The sequence below is a fragment of the Pseudomonas sp. FW305-70 genome, from assembly GCF_058783925.1.
The window spans coordinates 24,382-42,830 of sequence record NZ_JBYSYZ010000024.1 but is presented as its reverse complement, the minus strand read 5'-3'; the positions used below and the strand labels follow the sequence as shown (position 1 = coordinate 42,830).

Here is an 18,449-nt window from a genome sequence, read left to right as displayed (position 1 = left end):
GCGGCGACGAGTTTTGTGAGAGACGTTATTATGTTACCCGTTCTCGCCTCTTCGAGTGGTCATCGTGTCCCGTCTTTTTTCTATCTTTGTCGCATTTTTCGCAAGTTTTCTGCTGATCGGTCCGGCGCAGGCCGAGGTCAAGGTCCTTACCAGCATCAAGCCCCTGCAGTTGATCGCCGCAGCGGTGCAGGACGGCGTGGCGATTCCTGAGGTCTTGCTGCCACCGGGTGCCTCGCCGCACAACTATGCACTGCGCCCTTCCGACGTACGCAAGGTGCAATCGGTGGACCTGCTGTACTGGATCGGCCCGGACATGGAAGGTTTCCTGCCTCGCGTACTCAATGGTCGTACGCTGCCCAGCGTGGCCGTGCAGGATTTGCCAGGCATGAAACTGCGCCGTTTTGCCGAGGATAGCCACTCCCACGCCGAAGAAGCCGACGACCACGACCACGACCACGATCATCGCCCAGGCAGCCTGGATGCGCATTTGTGGCTGTCGCCGGTCAACGCCCGGGTCATCGCCACGAAAATGGCGGCTGACCTGAGTGCCGCCGATCCTGACAATGCCGTGCGCTATCAGAGCAACCTGAAAGCCTTCGACGAGCGTCTCGATGCGTTGGATGCGCGCCTGAAGAAACGCCTGGCCGATGTTCAGGGCAAGCCTTACTTCGTGTTCCACGAAGCGTTCGATTACTTCGAAGACGCCTACGGCCTCAAGCACGTGGGTGTGTTCAGCGTCGCGGCCGAAGTGCAACCCGGTGCCCAGCATGTCGCGGCGATGCGCGCGCGCTTGCAGGAAGTCGGCAAGACCTGCGTGTTCAGCGAACCACCGCTGCGTCCGCGCCTGGCGGAAACTCTGGTGGCGGGCTTGCCGGTGAAGCTGGCGGAACTGGATGCGTTGGGTGGTTACACGCCGGCGACTGCCCAGGGCTATGAGCAGGTGCTGGAGAAATTGGGGAATGATCTGGCGGGGTGCCTGGAGTCGTTGTAACTGACACAACTCTGTGGTGAGGAGGCAAGCCCCTCACCACATTTTAAAGGGCGAAAGGCAACGGCGTATTGACCGTCTGCCGCTGAGCCAGGCGCAACTGGAACTCCATCGGGTCGTGAATCAACACGTCCTGCCCGGCGAACGCCTGCGCCGCGATCAAGCGTGACAACCAGAACCGTACGCACGCCACCCGCAGCATGGTCGGCCACAGTTCGGCTTCGGCAGCGGTGAACGGTCGCAAGGCCGCATAAGCGCCCAGCAAGGCCCGTGCTCGCGGGCCATCGATCACGCCATCGTCGTCCGAGCACCAGTCGTTCAAGGCAATCGCTACGTCGTAGAGCATCGGCCCGGAGCAGGCGTTGTAGAAGTCGATCAGTCCGGTCAGGTGTGTGCCTTCGAACATCGCGTTGTCGCGGAACAGGTCGGCGTGAATGTTCGCCCGCGGCAGAGCGAGGATTTTTTCTTTCTGTCGGGTGATTTCTTCCAGCGTCCGTTGCAGCAGGTCCTTCTGTTCGGCACCGAGGTGCGAGAGGAACTGCGTGCCCTCTTCCAGCATCCAGTCCAGGCCGCGATCGGTTTTGCGCTTGATCATGTTGGCCTGGGTCGCCAGGTGCAGATGGCCGAGCAACTCACCGACCTGTGCGCAATGTTGCGCATTGGCTTGCTTGATGTGCTTGCCGGCCAGACGTGGTTGCAGCAATGCCGGTTTGCCCGCCAGTTCGCGCAAGGCCACGCCGTCGGTGGTGCGCAGGGCGTAAGGCACCGGCAGGTCGGCGCCGTGCAGCACGTCGAGCAATTCGATGAAGAACGGCATTTCCTGAACCGGACCGCGCTCGACCAGGGTCAGGACAAATTCGCCCTGCTCCAGGCTGATGAAAAAATTGGTGTTTTCGCTACCGGCGGCAATCCCCTGGAAATCAAGCAGGCGGCCGAGGCCATAAGGGGCGAGAAAAGCTTCCAGCTCGGGCCGAGCCAGGGGGGTGAACACAGACATGTTTAAACTGCCAGTACGGGCGCCGCTCATGAGCCAGCGCCGATTAAAGTTAGGGACGACTTACCACTTAAAAATTTCCCACGCCGGAATCAGCATATCCGGGTAATCAGAGCGGATGAAGTTTCCCTCCGAGCCATCCGCACGCACCAGGAAATACGGTTTGCCAACCTTTGGGGTGACCTTGATGGCGTACAAAAAGCCGTTTTGCCGGTATTCCTGAATGGTTTTATCGCCTTCCGTGCGAATGGTCACATCCGGGTCTGCCGACGGTGCATCATCCGCCGCCATGACGGTCAATGGAGTGATTGCAAACAAGCCAGCCAGCAACAGGCGATTTAGTGTGCGCATGATAACCTTGTCCCTTTGTCGTCAACGGTCCCGCTATTCTAGCGCCGGACCCGCCGAAAAGGTTGATCCTGCTCATGAGCCAAGCCCCCCTCGTCCTGGTGGACGGTTCTTCTTACCTTTACCGCGCCTTTCACGCGCTGCCACCGCTGACCACGTCCAAAGGCCTGCCGACCGGTGCGGTCAAGGGCGTGTTGAACATGCTCAAGAGCCTGCGCAAGCAATATCCGAATAGTCCGTTCGCCGTGGTGTTCGACGCCAAGGGCGGGACTTTTCGCGATGACATGTACGCCGAATACAAGGCCAACCGTCCGAGTATGCCTGACGACATGCGCGTGCAGATCGAACCGCTGCACCAGAGCGTGATCGCCCTGGGCTTCCCGCTGCTGTGCGTCGAAGGCGTCGAGGCCGATGACGTGATCGGCACCCTGGCCCGCAGCAGTGCGGCGGCGGATCGTCCGGTGATCATCTCCACGGGCGACAAGGATATGGCGCAACTGGTCGATGGTCACATTACCTTGGTCAACACCATGACCGGTAGCAGCATGGACGTGGAGGGCGTGAAGGAGAAATTCGGCGTCGCTCCGGAGCAGATCATCGATTATCTGGCGCTCATGGGCGATTCTTCCGACAACATTCCGGGCGTTCCGGGGATTGGCCCGAAGACGGCTTCAGGCCTGCTGGTCGGTGTGAACGGCGGCCTGACCGAGCTCTATGCGCAGCTCGACATCGTACCGACCCTGCCGATTCGTGGTGCCAAGACCCTGCCGGCCAAGCTCGAAGAACACAAGGAAATGGCCTTCCTTTCCTATCAGTTGGCGACCATCAAGGTCGACGTACCGCTGGACATTGGCCTCGACGACCTGCAAATGGGCGCGGAAGATCCGGCGAAACTCTACGAGTTGTACAGCCTGCTGGAGTTCAAGAGCTGGCTGAACGACCTTGATCGCGACGCCAAACGCCTGGAACTGAGCGCTGCCGCCGAGCCTGCACCGGCCAACGATCTGTTCAGCGAACCAGAGGCCGAAGCACCGGCCGCCGCTGCTGAAGCCGCCTACGAAACCATCCTCGATCAGGCGCGTTTCGATGCCTGGCTGGAAAAACTGAACAACGCCAAGCTGTTTGCGTTCGACACCGAAACCACCGGCATCGACGCGCAGCAGGCGCAATTGGTGGGTCTGTCATTCGCGGTTCAGGCTAACGAAGCGGCCTACATCCCGTTGACCCATTCCTACATCGGCGTGCCGCAGCAGCTGGACCGCGACACGGTCCTGCGCGCGCTCAAGCCGATTCTGGAAGACCCGAACAAGCTCAAGGTCGGCCAGCACGCCAAGTTCGACATGAACATCCTGGCCAACTGCGCCATCGGTGGCGTACAGGACAACGGCATCACCGTGCGCGGCATCGCCTTCGACACCATGCTCGAGTCCTACGTGCTCAACTCCACGGCCACGCGCCATGACATGGACAGCCTGGCGCAGAAGTATCTGGACCACACCACGGTGAGCTTCCAGGACATCGCCGGCAAAGGCGTGAAACAGCTGACGTTCGATCAGATCGCCCTTGAGCAGGCCGGGCCTTACGCCGCCGAAGATGCGGACATCACCCTGCGTCTGCACCAGGCCCTGTTCGAAAAGCTCTCGGCCATTCCGAGCCTGGCCAGTGTGCTGACCGACATCGAAATCCCGCTGGTGCCGGTGCTGGCGCGCATCGAGCGCCAGGGCGCATTCGTCGACGCCGCTCTGCTGGGCGTGCAAAGCATCGAGCTGGGCGACAAGATGGTCGCACTTGAGCGCGAAGCCTTCGAGATTGCCGGCGAGGAATTCAACCTCGGTTCGCCCAAGCAGCTCGGCGTGATCCTCTACGAGAAACTCGGCCTGCCGGTGCTGAAAAAGACTGCCAAGGGCCAGCCGTCCACGGCCGAAGAGGTGCTGGCCAAGCTGGCGGAAGACGACTACCGATTGCCGAAAGTGCTCATGGAATATCGCTCCATGAGCAAGCTGAAAAGCACTTACACCGATCGTTTGCCGGAACAGATCAACCCGCGCACCGGGCGGATCCATACGTCTTACCACCAGGCTGTCGCCTCCACCGGGCGCCTGTCCTCCAGCGATCCGAACCTGCAGAACATCCCGGTGCGCACGGCCGAAGGGCGTCGTATCCGCCAGGCCTTCGTGGCCCCGGCCGGTTACAAGCTGCTGGCGGCGGACTACTCGCAGATCGAGTTGCGGATCATGGCGCACCTGTCACGGGATGAAGGGCTGATGAACGCTTTCCGCCACAATCTGGACGTGCACACCGCGACCGCCGCCGAAGTGTTCAAGGTCGAACTGGCCGACGTGACCTCCGACCAGCGCCGCAGCGCCAAGGCGATCAACTTCGGCCTGATCTACGGCATGGGGGCGCAGAAGCTCGGCAAGGACATTGGCGTCGACACCAAGACCGCCAAGGCCTACATCGATACCTACTTCGCCCGATACCCCGGCGTACGCCAGTACATGGACCGCACGCGTGCCCAGGCCGCCGAGCAAGGTTATGTCGAGACGTTCTTCGGTCGTCGCCTGTACCTGCCGGACATCAACTCCAACAAGCCGCAAGAGCGCGCCGCCGCCGAACGCACGGCAATCAACGCACCGATGCAAGGCACCGCTGCGGACATCATCAAGAAAGCCATGGTCGCTGTGGATAACTGGCTGACCGCGTCCGGACTCGACGCCAAAGTCATTTTGCAGGTGCACGATGAACTGGTGCTGGAGGTACGTGAAGACCTGGTCGACCAGGTTCGCGATGAAATTCGCGTACACATGAGTGAAGCCGCGAAACTGGACGTGCCGTTGCTGGTCGAAGTGGGTGTTGGAAATAACTGGGACGAGGCTCACTGAGCCTTCCTGTAGGAGCGAGCTTGCTCGCGATGGAGTGTCAGGCACATCGATTTCGACTGAAATTCCATCGCGAGCAAGCCCGCTCCTACAAGAAATGTGGTGTTCTGCTGCGGCATAGTGCCGCGGCAAGAGGGCACAAACAGCTCAGTCCGCAAGGCTATCGGCGTTATTTCAAAGCTATTTGAAAAAAATCTGAACTAATCTTGCGAAGCACTACTCAGAGGTACTGAATGGCTGGTGAAGCCCTTCGATGCTCCTATGTTGTGTTAAGTGTTGGCAGATATCTGGACCCCGCCCTAGCGGTCTAGAGCTTGAACCCCGGAACTTCTCCCTCCCCATATGAAGCCCGGGGTTTTTTTTGCCTGCAGAAAGCTGTCCGGGGTGCCCCAGACAGCTTTCGCAGCCTTATTGGGCTTCTACCTCGACACCCTTGTCCGCCAGCTCCATCCAGCCTGCCAGTACGGTATAGGCTTCTTCCAGGCCCATGCGTTTCGGGGCCGAGAACAGCTGAATCGTCACCAGATCGCCCCAGCCCTTGCGGATTTCCGCCTGAACCTTGAGCAGCGTGTTCTTGGCCGCGCCATAGGTCAGCTTGTCCGCTTTGGTCAGCAGAATGTGCATCGGCATGCCGGCAGCCACGGCCCAATCGAGCATCAGCAGGTCGAAATCGGTCATCGGATGGCGGATGTCCATCATCAGGATCAGGCCTTTCAAACTCTCTCGACCACCCAGGTACGCTTCCAGGTGACGCTGCCAGTGTTGCTTGAGCGGGATCGGTACTTTTGCATAACCGTAGCCCGGCAGGTCGACCAGACGGCGTTCATCGTCTAGCTTGAAGAAATTCAACAGTTGCGTGCGCCCCGGGGTTTTCGAGGTGCGCGCCAGGCTGGCGTGGGTCAGGGTGTTCAAGGCACTCGACTTGCCGGCGTTGGAACGCCCGGCGAAGGCGACTTCGAAGCCCTCGTCATCCGGACATTGGTCGACTTTGGCGGCGCTGAGCATGAAGGTGGACTGTTGGCACAGACCGAGGATGGGATTCTTGAGTTGCATGGGATTTCCGATGTGGGCGGCGCCAGGAATGGGTGCGGCAAGCAGTGTCGCTTCCGTTTCAGTGACGCCAGTATATAATGCCGCAGATTTTGTGTGCGCTTTGTCCCAGCGTAGGATGAAGTTCACGAGAGCGACAGACCTTGATTGCGCACTAGAACGCAGCACGCTCTCAACCCTGAAAAGGTCGTTTTATGACGAAATGGCTGCTAGCTGCCGGTGTCTTGATGCCGCTTTACAGCGCTCAGGCTACACAGGATCCGGAAGCTGTGTACAACCGTGTTTGTGGTGCCTGTCATTCCGGCCAACTACCCATGGCGCCGAAAAAAGGCGATCAGGATGCTTGGACGCCGAGGTTGGCGAAAGGTATGGAGACGCTGGTGCAACACGTGACCCAGGGTTTCAAGGCGATGCCGCCGCGTGGTTTGTGCATGGACTGCAGTGCCGAGGATTACCAAGCCATCATCCTTTGGATGAGCGAGTAAGCCCGGTCCATAACTCTTAACCCTTAGCCGTAGTTGGATTAGCTGATGAAGAAATTGATCGTGAGTCTGCTGTTGACCGTGGGCATCTCCGGCATAGCCCATGCTGCAGGTGAGGCAGTACAACCGGGTGATGCTAAAGCTGGCCAGGCCAAAGCCGCCGTCTGTGGCGCCTGCCACGGCCCGGATGGCAACAGCATGGCGCCAAACTTTCCCAAACTGGCGGGTCAGGGTGAACGCTACCTGACCAAGCAATTGCACGACATCAAGTCGGGCAAGCGCACCGTTCTGGAAATGACCGGCCTGCTGACCAACCTGAGCGATCAGGACCTGGCGGACATCGCCGCCTACTTTGCCAGCCAGAAAGGCAGCGTTGGTGCCGCCGATCCTAAAGTCGTCGCTCGCGGTGAGGCCCTGTTCCGCGGCGGTGACCTGGCCAAGGGCCTGCCATCCTGCACCGGCTGCCACTCGCCAAATGGCGCCGGCAACGCAGCCGCCGGCTTCCCGCACCTGGGTGGCCAGCACGCTCAATACATCGCCAAGCAACTGACCGATTTCCGCAAGGAAGAAGGCGGCCGCACCAACGATGGCGATGCCAAGACCATGCAGACCATCGCCAAGCGGCTGAGCGACGAAGACATCGCCGCGGTGTCCAGCTACATCCAGGGCCTGCACTAAGGCCGGCGGATCGGGCGTTGAACGGGGTAAATATCGCCTGCAACGTTAACGCTCGATTAATCCGTTGCAACGAGTATAAAAAGGGTGGCCTTGGCCGCCCTTTTTTGTGGCCGCTGCCGTTACACTACAAAACTCAAGCCCGCCAGGACCTGTCTGAAAACACGTTGCGCGAGGCGAAAAACTTGTCCAGGAGTGAAGCATGCGTAATCTGATCATCAGCGCCGTTTTTGCCGCTGCCAGCCTGTTCGGCATGACTGCCCAGGCCGCTGAAGCCCCCGCCGCACCTTATGTCGAACTGAGCAATCCGGTTCCGGTCGCCGTGCCTGGCAAGATCGAAGTGGTGGAGCTGTTCTGGTATGGCTGCCCGCACTGCTATCACTTTGAGCCGACAATCAATCCCTGGGCCGAAAAACTGCCATCGGATGTGAACTTCAAGCGTATTCCAGCGATGTTCGGCGGTCCTTGGGACGCTCATGGCCAAATGTTCCTGACTCTTGAGTCCATGGGTGTTGAGCATAAGGTTCATGCCGCGGTGTTCGACGCGATCCAGAACAAAAAAATGAAGCTGACCGATAAGAATGATATGGCCGACTTCCTGGCTACCCAGGGCGTAGACAAGGAAAAATTCCTGGCCACTTTCGACTCCTTTGCGATCAAGGGACAGGTCGTTCAAGCCCGTGAACTGGCCAAAAAATATGAGATCTCCGGCGTTCCAACCCTGATTGTGAATGGTAAATACCGCTTTGACGTAGGCTCCGCCGGCGGTGCCGAACAGGCCCTGCAACTGGCCGACAAACTGATCGACAAAGAGCGAGCGGCTAACAAGGCTGCCGCCAACTAAGGGCAGTCACTGCCATGCGCCGATGGGGTACTGAACGCATCGTTGGCCTGCATGATCCGCGGGTCAACGAGCATCATCTGGAATCCACGGGCCTGCCCGCAGACAGTCGTCTGCGCTTGCTCAGTTTCAATATCCAGGTCGGCATCAGCACCGAGCGTTACCGGCATTACCTGACCCGGGGCTGGCAGCATCTGCTGCCGCACACCGGGCGTGCCGACAATCTGCAGAAAATCGGCAATCTGCTGGGCGACTTCGATCTGGTCGCCTTGCAGGAGGCCGATGGTGGCAGCCTGCGTTCAGGCTACGTCAATCAGGTTGAGCATCTGGCCCAACTCGGCGCCTTCCCCTACTGGTATCAACAACTCAATCGCAATCTAGGTCGCCTGGCCCAGCACAGCAATGGCGTGCTCAGCCGATTGCGCCCGTGGGCCATTGAAGATCATCCGTTGCCGGGCCCAAAGGGGCGCGGAGCCATTCTGGTACGGTTCGGCGAAGGCCCGGAAGCACTGGTGGTCGTCATGATGCACCTGGCACTGGGCGCCCGGGCGCGCAGCCTGCAACTGGCCTATATCCGCAATCTGATTGGCGACTACAAACACCAGGTACTGATGGGCGACATGAACACCCATGCCAGTGACCTGCTGCAAAATTCCGCGTTGCGCGATCTCGGCCTGCTCGCGCCGCAATTGGAAGCAACGTTCCCCAGCTGGCGCCCACAGCGTTGCCTGGACCATATCCTGCTGAGCCCGAGCCTGACCCTGGAAAAGGTCGAGGTGCTGGCACAGCCCATTTCCGATCACCTGCCGGTCGCGGTAGAGATTCGTCTGCCGGGTTCGCTCACGGCCGATGCATTGCCCGCGTTGAGTCCTGCCCCTCGCGGAACCCATGAATGAGCGACGAAGCACAGCGCTGGAAAGAGAAATACCTCAAAAGCATCGAACAACAGGAAAAGCTCGAACGTCGCTGGGACGCGCGGCTCGACTTGCTGCGCCGTGGACTGGTGCGCAGCACCCTGGCGGCGGAAGGCACTGACCGCGCGGTTGACCAATGCATGAAGGAAATGCGCGAGGTCGTGCGTACCGACGACATGGACGCCGGCCTGGCCGCGCTGATTCCGCGCCTGGAAAAAGCCGTGCTCGACTCCGAGCAGCGTCGGGAAACCCGGATCAACCAGACCAGTGCCGCCCTGACTGCACTGGTCACTCAACTGCAAACATTGCCGCTGCCTCGGGATGTGAGCCGGCCACTCAAGAGTTTCGCCAGGCAACTGGATGCACGGGTCAGTCAGGCGCGTGAGATGCCCTTGTTGCTCAGCGAGCTGAGTGGTTTGCAAGGCAAGGCCCTGAGCCAGCTGGAGACCCCGACCGAACCTGGTCGGCCGGGCTTGTTGCAGCGATTGTTCGGCGGTCGTGAAGCAGAAGAGACGGTGGCATCAACGACTGTTTCTCCTGCGCCGGCGGCCCCTGTAGCCGAGAGTCCTGTGGCGGTTATCGAGCCGACCCCGGTCGCGATTGAGACGGCAATCTGCGAAGTACCCACGGCTGAGCGAGTTGAAGAGGCGTCCGCGCCGACCGGACCAGCCGAGGCTTGCGCTGCTCCGGCAGTCGTGGCCTTGGCACCTGCGGCTGCGGAGCCTCAAACCGCCATCGCAGGCGCGGCAAAAACCGGGTCGACCGAGAAGCCGACCCCGGAAACCATCGAAACACCTCTTGAGTCGCAAGTGAACCCCGACGAGCTGATCGTGCCAGCATCGCCGGATGGCCATGCCTTGCTTGCGATTCCGACAGAGGAGGTGGTCGCCGCAGATCAGCCTCTATCCGGTCACGACACGTTCTACGCACTCCCGGATACCCCAGAGCCCTCCTACAGCTCGGTGGCCAGCCACATCGAACACACGCTGCTGGGGCTGCTCGAAGACCTGACATTGCCCGAGCGTCATCGCCCGCAAGCCGAATCCATGCGCGATCGTCTGAAAAACGGGTTGAACTGGTACGAATTACTACCGATTCTCGACGACTTCGCCACGTTGATGCTGGCCATTACCGACAGCGGCCAGCATGAGTTCGAAGCCTACCTGCAACGACTGAACGAGCGCCTCGAATCGTTCCAGAGCAACTTGCAGGCCGCCACCGCAGGGCACGCCGACAACCGTTCGGCTGCGCGGCAGATGGACACGCAGATCCGCGAACAGGTTGATGGCTTGCAAAGCAGCATGCAGGATGCCGCGGACCTGGAAGGTCTCAAGCACGTTCTGGAAAACCATCTCGAAGGCTTGCTGGGTACCATGGACCAGCACCAGAAACAGCGCGATGAGCGCGAGCAAGAGGTCGCTGCGCGCCTGCACAGCCTGGCCGAGCGGGTCGCCCATATGGAGCAGGAGGCCCAGGGTTACCGCGAGCACCTTGAAGAGCAACGTCAGAAGGCATTGGTCGACCCGTTGACCGGGCTGCCCAACCGCGCGGCCTGGAGCGAGCGCCTGGATCATGAAGTCAAACAATGGCAGCAACATGGCAATACGCTGTTACTGGCCATGCTCGACCTCGATCATTTCAAGCGCATCAACGATAACTACGGGCACCTGGCCGGCGACAAAGTGCTGAAGATCATTGCCAGCGTGTTGCGCAAGCGTCTTCGCGCAACGGACTTCATTGCCCGGTTCGGCGGCGAGGAGTTTGTGCTGTTGATGCCATCCACAGTGCCGGCGGCGGGCCTGAAGTTGCTGGAAAGCCTGCGTGCCTCCATCGAGGCCTGTCCGTTCCACTTCAAGGGAGAGCCGGTGACCATTACCGTGTCTGTCGGAATGTCGGCGTTCAGGCCGGGTGAGCACAGCGATCAAGTGCTTAAAAGAGCCGATCAGGCGTTGTACCGTGCAAAAAATGCCGGACGCAACCGCGTGGAGCCGGGCTGAGCATTATTTGTTCCATATTTGTTTAATTCGTGGCGATTGCCGTCAACCCGCAAGGCATTACGTTACACTGTTGCATTATTGTCTTGTGTGTACTGCCTTTCGCCATGAAATATCTTGCTCTGATCCTGTCACTTGTTCTGCTGGCTGGCTGCGCCAGCGGTCCCCGTTTTGACACCAGTCATCCTTCAGCCAATTACGACAGTCGTGTGCAGTTCGTGGTGGTGCATTACACCAACGCCTCGATGGAGCGTTCGCTGCAACTGCTGACCCACGGCGAGGTCAGCAGTCATTACCTGATCGGTGACGACAAGGGCGCCACCATCTACAAGCTGATGGATGAAAACGTTCGCGCCTGGCACGCCGGGGAGAGCGAATGGGATGGCCGGACCTGGCTGAATTCCAGTTCCATTGGTATCGAAATCGTCAATCCGGGATTCAAGGACACTCCAACCGGGCGCGTGTGGTATCCCTACAGCGAAGATCAGGTTCAGTCCTTGATCGTATTGCTCAAGGACATCAGCAAGCGTCAGGGCATCAAGCCTCGCGACATCATCGGCCATAGCGATATTGCGCCGTTGCGCAAACTGGACCCGGGGCCACTGTTCCCCTGGAAGCGTCTGGCTGCCGAGGGGCTGGGTATCTGGCCGAACGAACAGGCGGTTGCGCGCCAGCAAATGCTGTTCGCCGATCAGTTACCGAGCATCAGCTGGTTTCAGGCGCAATTGGCCCGCCTGGGTTATGCCTCTCCACAAACCGGCGAGCTCGATGTTGCGACACGCCATGTGATAGCAGCCTTCCAGATGCACTTCCGCCCGGCACGCTTCGATGGCACTCCGGATGCGCAAACAGCCGCGCTGCTTTTGGTGTTGAATCAGACAAAATAATGGCGCCCGCCCGGCGGTCCGGGCTATTTCCCAATCAGCAGCTATAACTCATTGGTAATCCATCGGATATTACGCAATGACTGCTGCTCGAGAGACCTTCCGTAGTTGGTTCCATCGCCCCTGGTTCCTGGGGCTGATGTCGGCTGTCTTGAGTGCAACGTTATTGATGGCCGGCAGCCTGTTCGTCGCCATTCATCAGGTCGAGCAAAACGAAAGCGAAGAAATGAATGCTCAGGGTGAGCGTTTTCTCGCCCGCCTGGAACAGCTCTTCGGGCAACTGCGTGAAAGCCTGGACGACCTTGAAGCGCAACCGTTACGTGGTTGCGATGCTGAAATGATCGCGACCTTGCAACAGGTTACGTTCAATTATCGCTTCGTCTACGAAGCCGCCTACATGGACTCTTCGCGAATCTGCTCCAATCGCCCTCGCCAGGAAGGGCTGTCGCTGATTCGACCGCCAGACATCAAAGGCCCGACCTACAGCTATTGGCTCAATACCACCACCGAACCCGATGAAAACCGCGCCGCCCTGATGCTCGGGCGCGGGAATTTCCGGGTCGCGACCTCTCGCGGGCATTTGACCGATATGGTCGACCTGTCGCCGGGCAGCAGCCTGCTGGTAGTCCTTGACCATGGTAAGCGCGCGATTCCGGTGTTGGGCTCTTCGCAGATCTGGCCACCGGTCGAGGCCTGGCCCCCGAAAAATCGCGATGCGCTGCAGATCACCCAGACACGCCTGATATACCGCATGCCCACCGACAACCCGGAGTATCAATTGGTGTTGATCAGCCTGCGTACGGGCATGCATATCCCGTCGGTCTGGTGGTGGCTAGTGCCGGCCAGCATTGCGCTGGGCATATGCGTCGGGTTCCTGGTGTTCCTGCTGGTGCAACAGCGCCAGTCGCTGGATGCCGAACTGGCCGGGGCGATTCGCCGGGGCGAGTTGCAGGTGCTGTATCAACCGATCTTCGACCTCGATAGCCGCAACTGTGTCGGGGCTGAAGCGCTGCTGCGCTGGCGCAGGCCGGACGGTACCCTGACCAGTCCCGATCTGTTCATTCCGATGGCGGAGGACACCGGGCAGATTCGCCAGATGACGGATTTCGTCTTGCAACGCTTGCTCGAGCAACTTGGCCAGTTGCTGCGTGCCAACCCGCAACTGTACATCTCGGTCAATCTCGCGGCGTGTGATGTGATGGTTCCGCGAATCGGCCAGGTGATGGCGAGGCTGCTGACCCTGCATCGCGTTGCTGCGCGGCAAATTGCCTTCGAGGTCACCGAGCGTGGGCTGGTCGATGTGGTGGTGGCCCGGGAAAACCTGCAATCGCTGCGGGATGTCGGGCACCAGGTGTTGATCGATGATTTTGGCACCGGCTACTGCAGCCTCGCCTATTTGCAAACCCTGCCGGTGGACTGCCTGAAAATCGACAAGGCGTTCATTGATGCGTTGGGGCATGACGCCGCCAGCAGCGGTGTGGCTCCGCACATCATTCACATGGCCCAGTCGCTGCATTTGAAGGTGATTGCCGAGGGCATCGAACATGAGGCCCAGGCCGAGTTCCTGAGCAGTGAAGGCGTGAAGTTCGGCCAGGGTTGGCTGTTCGCCCACGCGCTGAGCGCGGTTCAGTTCATTGAATTGATCACCCGGGGGCGACGACTGGCGGGCGGTCGGCGCCTGGATGACGAAGCGTGACCACGATCTAAACCGTCAGCGCCATGTAGAACTGAGTGCCCTGCCCCGGCCGTGAATAGACGCCCATCCGCCCGCCATGCAATTGCACGATTTCCTTGCACAATGCCAGGCCGAGACCGGCTCCGCCTTTCTTGCGTCCGACTTGCACGAACGGCTCGAAGATCCGCCCCTGCTGACCGTAGGCAATGCCTTCGCCGTTGTCCTCGACACTGATGATGACCCGATCGCCGTGGCGCCGGGCATGCAAGCGTATCCGTCCGCCGGAACCGGTGTGACGCAAGGCGTTGTCGAGCAAATTATCGAGTACCCGCTCCAGTTGTGGCTGATCGGCCTGCAAACGCGGCAAGGGCCCCTGCACTTCTACCAGCAGACTGATTTCCTTCTCTTCGGCCGATGTGGCAAAGCGTGACTGAGCCTGTTCCAGCAACGCCTCGATGGAACACGGCGCCAGGGTGAGTTTCTGCAAACCGTTTTGGTAGCGGGAGAAATTCAGCAGGTCATTGATCAGCTGCATCAGCCGCTGCATCTCTTCATTCACGGTATCGAGCAGGTCGGCTTCCCGGGAGTCCGGGGCAAAGTGTGCGCGCTCGCGGAACAATCCGAAGGCCATGTGCATGCCGGTAACCGGTGTGCGCAATTCATGGGAGGCGCGCAACACAAATTCGCTGCGTACCCGTTCGAAGGCACGCTGCTCCGTGACGTCATGCAGCACCATCACGGCACCGAGAATATGGCCCTGGGTGTGGCTGACCGGGGTCAGGCTATAGGTCAGCAGTCGCGACTCGCCGTCGACTTCGACACTCAAGTCCTCCGGCGCCCTCTCCAGGGTGCCGCCGCGCAGCACCAGTTGCAGTTGCTCATCGAGTTCGGGGCGCTCCAGTGCCGTGCCCAGTCCCTGTCCCAGGCGATCGGACTCCCAGCCCAACTGGCGCTGGGCCACAGGGTTAAGGTGTTCCAGATGGCCCTGACGGTCGATCATCAGCAGCCCGTCGTCGATGCTGTCGAGCACGGCCTGCAAACGCTGCTGGCCGGCCAGCAACTCATCGACGTTGGTGGCCTGATGTTCACGCAGCGCCTGGGCCATGATCCCGAAACGCCGGGTCAGCTGGTTGAGCTCCACTGCCGAGGAGATCGGCAGGGTGACATCGAAATTGCCCTGGCCGATATTGTCCGCTGCCTTGGCCAAGGCTTCGATGGGCGCCCCGAAACGCCGGGCAATGGCCTGCGCGGTCACGAAGCCGATGATCAGCACCGCCAGCCCCACCAGGGCAAGTAACCCTGCAATCAGCAGTGCCCGCTCCCGGGCCTTGCGCTCGGTATCGTTGATGTTATCCAGCGCGCGCTTGTGCTCGGCGATCAGACCATTGCGCAGTGCGTTGAATTTTTCCGTCAGGTTGTCATGGCTGCTGAGCACACTCGAGGGGTCCGGGGACGCCTCATAAGCTTCGATAAAGCGCTCGTAGTCAGCCTTGGCTTTTCTGAAGCCGTACTCGCTTGCGTTTAGCTCCGGTTCCTGGGCGATGCCTTCCTCCAGCAATTGGAAGTAACGCTGCTTCGAGGCGGCGAAAGCGGCGGAGTCAGGCTTCTCGCTGAGCATGATGATCAGTTGATCACCCAGGGTCTGGCGCAGCTTGAGTCCCAGGTCCAGGGTGATGAAGTTACTGCGGGTCAGTGCTTCCTGGCTGCCGGCCATCTGCATCACGCTGACCAGCCCGAGCAGGAGACCGAGCAAGGCGACAGTGATCAGTGCGGAGATGCTCAGGAAAAGCCGGGTCCGCAATTTCATCGCCAGTTTCATCGGCTATTGCTCACAAGTTGTACTGCTTGCGTTTGCGGTACAGCGTCGAGGCATCGATGCCCAGGGTTTTTGCCGCTTGATCCAGCGTGTCGGCGGTGGCGAGGACCGCGCCGATGTGGGCCTTTTCCAGCTCATCCAGGCTCAGCGCTGCGCCGATGCGCGGTGCATTGTTGACCGGGGTTTCGGCCATGCCCAGATGACTGATCTCGACCCGTTCCTGCGGACAGATGATGCTCGCGCGCTCTATCACGTTGCGCAGCTCACGGATGTTGCCCGGCCAGCGATAGCCCAACAGGGCTTCCCGGGCCTCGTCGCTTAGCGCGCGCGCGGGACGGGCATACTCCTTGACGAAACGCGCCAGGAAACGATCGGCCAGGTTGAGAATATCTTCACGGCGTTCGCGGAGCGGTGGCAGGTGCAGGGTAATGACATTCAGGCGATAGAGCAGGTCTTCACGGAAACGACCATCGCGGACCATGTCCTCGAGGTTGAGGTTGGTGGCTGCAAGGATGCGCACATCGGCACGGCGGGTCACCGGATCACCGACGCGCTCGTACTCTTTGTCCTGAATGAAACGCAGTAACTTCGGCTGCAATGTCAGTGGAAAATCGCCGATTTCGTCAAGAAACAGAGTCCCGCCGTCCGCCTGGTTGACTCGGCCCAGCGTGCTTTCGCTGGCGCCGGTGAAGGCGCCACGACTGTGGCCGAAGAGCTCGCTTTCCATAAGCTCGGCGGTCAGCGACGGGCAGTTGATCGTGACGCAGGATTTCTTCGCGCGTTTGCTCCAGCCGTGAATGGCCTGGGACAGCTCGCCCTTGCCAGTGCCGGATTCACCGAGAATCAGGATATTGGCATCGGTCGTGGCTACCTGGCGTGCGGTTTCGAGAACCACTTTCATGGCCGGGCTGTGGGAGTCCAGACCGTCCTTGGGCTTGCGCACTTCACCTTCCAGGGCTTCGAGCCGCGCCGACAGCTGCCGCACTTCCAGTTGCTTGGCGGTTGCCAACCGCAATTGATCGGGGCTGCACGGCTTGACCAGATAGTCGGCGGCACCGGCCTGAATCGCATCCACCGCCGTGTCGACGGCTGAGTGCGCAGTGACGATCACCACCCGCATCCAGGGCGCCTGGATACGCATCTGGGCCAGCACATCCAGGCCGTTGTCTTCGCCCAGACGCAAATCGAGGAAGCACAGGTCGAAGACCTGGCGCTGCAACAGAGCTTCTGCCTGCGCGGCGCTGGTGGCGGTGGCCACGCTGTAGCCTTCGTCTTCGAGGCAGTAACGGAAAGTACGCAGGATGGCGGACTCATCATCCACCAGCAGAATGCGGCCTTGGTGCTCAGTGGCTGATTCCATTTTCCTACGCTCCTTAATGAATGATCTTGATTTAGTCCCGGAGAAATCGGGCAAGTTGCATGATTGATTCTGAGCCATTCCTGTCATGGCAGGGTAGCTTTCATCCGATGTATCGGTTAGCCAGCTGATGTCGCGGCTCTTTTATATAGATGACCGGTTTCCGACAGTGGCCAGCGTGTATTTCTGACAGCTGCGTCCTCCTCTCAATTCAAAAAATTTACGCCTTCCTTCAAACGGATCGTGCAATACGCACGACCGCACAAGTGGCATCGTGCAGGATGCGTACGATGTGATTTCATTGATGATCTTAAGATGTTGATATTAAAGGAAATTAATTCATTTCAATGCTGGCATGCGGGGTGCAATTGTCTGGTTGACCAGGGCATTCAAAAACAAACGCCCGCTATCGAATACCGACCCGAGTGGTAGGAGCTCCAGGATGAATCGTCAACGTGCCGCCCACCTGCAACTCTCGCCTGTGCATATTCAGCAAGGACTGTTTGCTGTTCTGGCGCTGTTGCTCACCCTTATCGGCGGCCAACAGTTTCTGCGCTGGGAGCAGAGTCAGCAGCCGCAAGCGCCACAACTGTCAATTGAGCATCCGACCCAAACCCATTTCAGTGCTGTTGGCAGTCTTCAGGCCGATAGCCCCCCGATGCGCATGATGGACGTCGACCAGGCCGGGCCTGCAGGTGAGATACGTCCTCAGGAGCGCTGGGTGTTCTAGGTCAAAAATTTCCGCCGCAGCGATGTGCCGGGAAACGCAACACCTCTAAATAGAAGCGTAAGGAGAATCACCATGTTGAGCTGGGCAATCACATTCCTGATCATTGCCATCATCGCCGCAGTACTGGGCTTCGGTGGTATCGCGGGCACCGCCACGGGTATCGCCAAGATTCTGTTTGTCGTGTTCCTGGTGATGTTCATTGCTTCCTTCTTCTTTGGCCGTCGCGGTCGAGGCTGACATGAAAGGTTTGTTCAAGACGCTGGCAGCCGCCCTGCTATCAGGGCGGTAGTGCCATGGCATGCGGGCTGAGGCTTCTGCGGCATGCCTGAGGCCCTCATGCAGGGCTTGTCGGTAGAACAGAATTTGTACACGAAGGAGGTCACAGCGCCTCTTTCGATCTGCGTCACCTGAGGAAGGCTGGCGCATGACCAAGGGGTCGGGATGTTCTGCCTGCTTCAGGGGCGGAGTGACCTACGGGTACAGGGAGTACCTGCGTAAGGGCCGGGTCAGGAAAAGCTGCTGCGCAAGTTCGCCGGACCACCATGGCTCGACGAGCTTGCGAAGGGCTGGATCAAGCAACACATTGAAATAGAGCGCTCGTCTCGATTTCATCACTGTTATCGGCTCCTTGTCCCTGTTACGTCGGAAATTACTTTTCCCGGTGTTTCACAGGCGACCGTATATCGAGAAAAATCCCTTTTTTTTGGTCGCGATTTTTCGCTTTGCCCTACGGGATTTTGTTGAAAAATCAACGCTCGGCCACTGCTCAAAAAACATTCAATCTGCTCTGTGATGACCGGTTCACGGCACTTATGCCTGCCG

16 protein-coding genes are annotated in these 18,449 nt (G+C 59.5%); 11 read left to right on the top strand and 5 right to left on the bottom strand.

Translation table 11 applies throughout. The features are described from left to right. Positions 1–64: 64 nt before the first annotated feature. Entirely contained in the window at positions 65–991 is a 927-nt protein-coding gene (gene znuA / locus AC3WN7_RS18175) for a zinc ABC transporter substrate-binding protein ZnuA (protein ID WP_102674502.1), read from the top strand. Between the two features lie 43 nt (positions 992–1,034). Here the strand turns inward: znuA and AC3WN7_RS18170 are convergent, their stop codons facing one another. Both AC3WN7_RS18170 and AC3WN7_RS18165 read right to left on the bottom strand, forming a co-directional pair. After that, the gene (locus AC3WN7_RS18170) at positions 1,035–1,985 is read right to left on the bottom strand and encodes a homoserine kinase (RefSeq protein WP_102674490.1); all 951 of its coding nucleotides are present in this window, start codon (positions 1,983–1,985) and stop codon (positions 1,035–1,037) included. Between the two features lie 60 nt (positions 1,986–2,045). Beyond that, positions 2,046–2,333 carry a DUF2782 domain-containing protein gene (locus tag AC3WN7_RS18165; protein ID WP_095967852.1) on the bottom strand — a complete coding sequence of 96 codons (288 nt, stop codon included), beginning with the start codon at positions 2,331–2,333 and terminating at the stop codon, positions 2,046–2,048. Positions 2,334–2,407: 74 nt separating this feature from the next. On the opposite strand from AC3WN7_RS18165, the gene polA reads away from it, so the two are divergent. Continuing rightward, entirely contained in the window at positions 2,408–5,212 is a 2,805-nt protein-coding gene (gene polA, locus AC3WN7_RS18160; RefSeq protein WP_095967851.1) for a DNA polymerase I, read from the top strand. Between the two features lie 405 nt (positions 5,213–5,617). Here the strand turns inward: polA and yihA are convergent, their stop codons facing one another. Further along, a complete protein-coding gene (gene yihA, locus AC3WN7_RS18155) occupies positions 5,618–6,262 on the bottom strand; it encodes a ribosome biogenesis GTP-binding protein YihA/YsxC (RefSeq protein ID WP_102674491.1) in 645 nt (214 codons plus the stop codon). Positions 6,263–6,453: 191 nt separating this feature from the next. On the opposite strand from yihA, the gene AC3WN7_RS18150 reads away from it, so the two are divergent. The 7 genes from AC3WN7_RS18150 to AC3WN7_RS18120 all read left to right on the top strand — a co-directional run bounded on the left by AC3WN7_RS18150 (position 6,454) and on the right by AC3WN7_RS18120 (position 13,745). Continuing rightward, positions 6,454–6,744 (top strand): c-type cytochrome, encoded by a 291-nt coding sequence (locus AC3WN7_RS18150; RefSeq protein ID WP_015092910.1) that lies wholly within the window; start codon positions 6,454–6,456, stop codon positions 6,742–6,744. A gap of 45 nt (positions 6,745–6,789) precedes the next feature. Further along, complete coding sequence (locus AC3WN7_RS18145; RefSeq protein WP_015092911.1) at positions 6,790–7,419, top strand: c-type cytochrome; 630 nt, start codon at positions 6,790–6,792, stop codon at positions 7,417–7,419. 199 nt (positions 7,420–7,618) lie between these two features. Further along, entirely contained in the window at positions 7,619–8,260 is a 642-nt protein-coding gene (dsbA, locus tag AC3WN7_RS18140; protein WP_095967849.1) for a thiol:disulfide interchange protein DsbA, read from the top strand. Positions 8,261–8,274: 14 nt separating this feature from the next. Beyond that, complete coding sequence (locus tag AC3WN7_RS18135) at positions 8,275–9,153, top strand: endonuclease/exonuclease/phosphatase family protein (RefSeq protein ID WP_102674492.1); 879 nt, start codon at positions 8,275–8,277, stop codon at positions 9,151–9,153. Further along, positions 9,150–11,168, top strand: coding sequence for a GGDEF domain-containing protein (locus AC3WN7_RS18130; protein ID WP_102674493.1), 2,019 nt, complete (start codon positions 9,150–9,152; stop codon positions 11,166–11,168). The genes AC3WN7_RS18135 and AC3WN7_RS18130 overlap by 4 nt, the downstream gene beginning before the upstream one ends. Before the next feature lie 104 nt (positions 11,169–11,272). Then, positions 11,273–12,052 carry an N-acetylmuramoyl-L-alanine amidase gene (locus tag AC3WN7_RS18125; RefSeq protein WP_095967846.1) on the top strand — a complete coding sequence of 260 codons (780 nt, stop codon included), beginning with the start codon at positions 11,273–11,275 and terminating at the stop codon, positions 12,050–12,052. Positions 12,053–12,128: 76 nt separating this feature from the next. Continuing rightward, positions 12,129–13,745: an EAL domain-containing protein gene (locus AC3WN7_RS18120; RefSeq protein WP_095967845.1), complete on the top strand. Its 1,617-nt coding sequence runs from the start codon at positions 12,129–12,131 to the stop codon at positions 13,743–13,745. A gap of 7 nt (positions 13,746–13,752) precedes the next feature. On the opposite strand, the gene AC3WN7_RS18115 is transcribed toward AC3WN7_RS18120, so the two are convergent. Then, positions 13,753–15,543, bottom strand: coding sequence for an ATP-binding protein (locus AC3WN7_RS18115; protein ID WP_102674494.1), 1,791 nt, complete (start codon positions 15,541–15,543; stop codon positions 13,753–13,755). Positions 15,544–15,553: 10 nt separating this feature from the next. After that, positions 15,554–16,900: a sigma-54-dependent response regulator transcription factor AlgB gene (algB, locus tag AC3WN7_RS18110; protein ID WP_007969783.1), complete on the bottom strand. Its 1,347-nt coding sequence runs from the start codon at positions 16,898–16,900 to the stop codon at positions 15,554–15,556. Positions 16,901–17,339: 439 nt separating this feature from the next. On the opposite strand from algB, the gene AC3WN7_RS18105 reads away from it, so the two are divergent. Both AC3WN7_RS18105 and AC3WN7_RS18100 read left to right on the top strand, forming a co-directional pair. Further along, positions 17,340–17,627: a hypothetical protein gene (locus AC3WN7_RS18105; protein WP_102674495.1), complete on the top strand. Its 288-nt coding sequence runs from the start codon at positions 17,340–17,342 to the stop codon at positions 17,625–17,627. Between the two features lie 72 nt (positions 17,628–17,699). Further along, positions 17,700–17,864, top strand: a complete 165-nt coding sequence (locus AC3WN7_RS18100; protein WP_003177151.1) for a DUF1328 domain-containing protein — start codon at positions 17,700–17,702, stop codon at positions 17,862–17,864. The last annotated feature ends 585 nt before the right edge of the window (positions 17,865–18,449 follow it).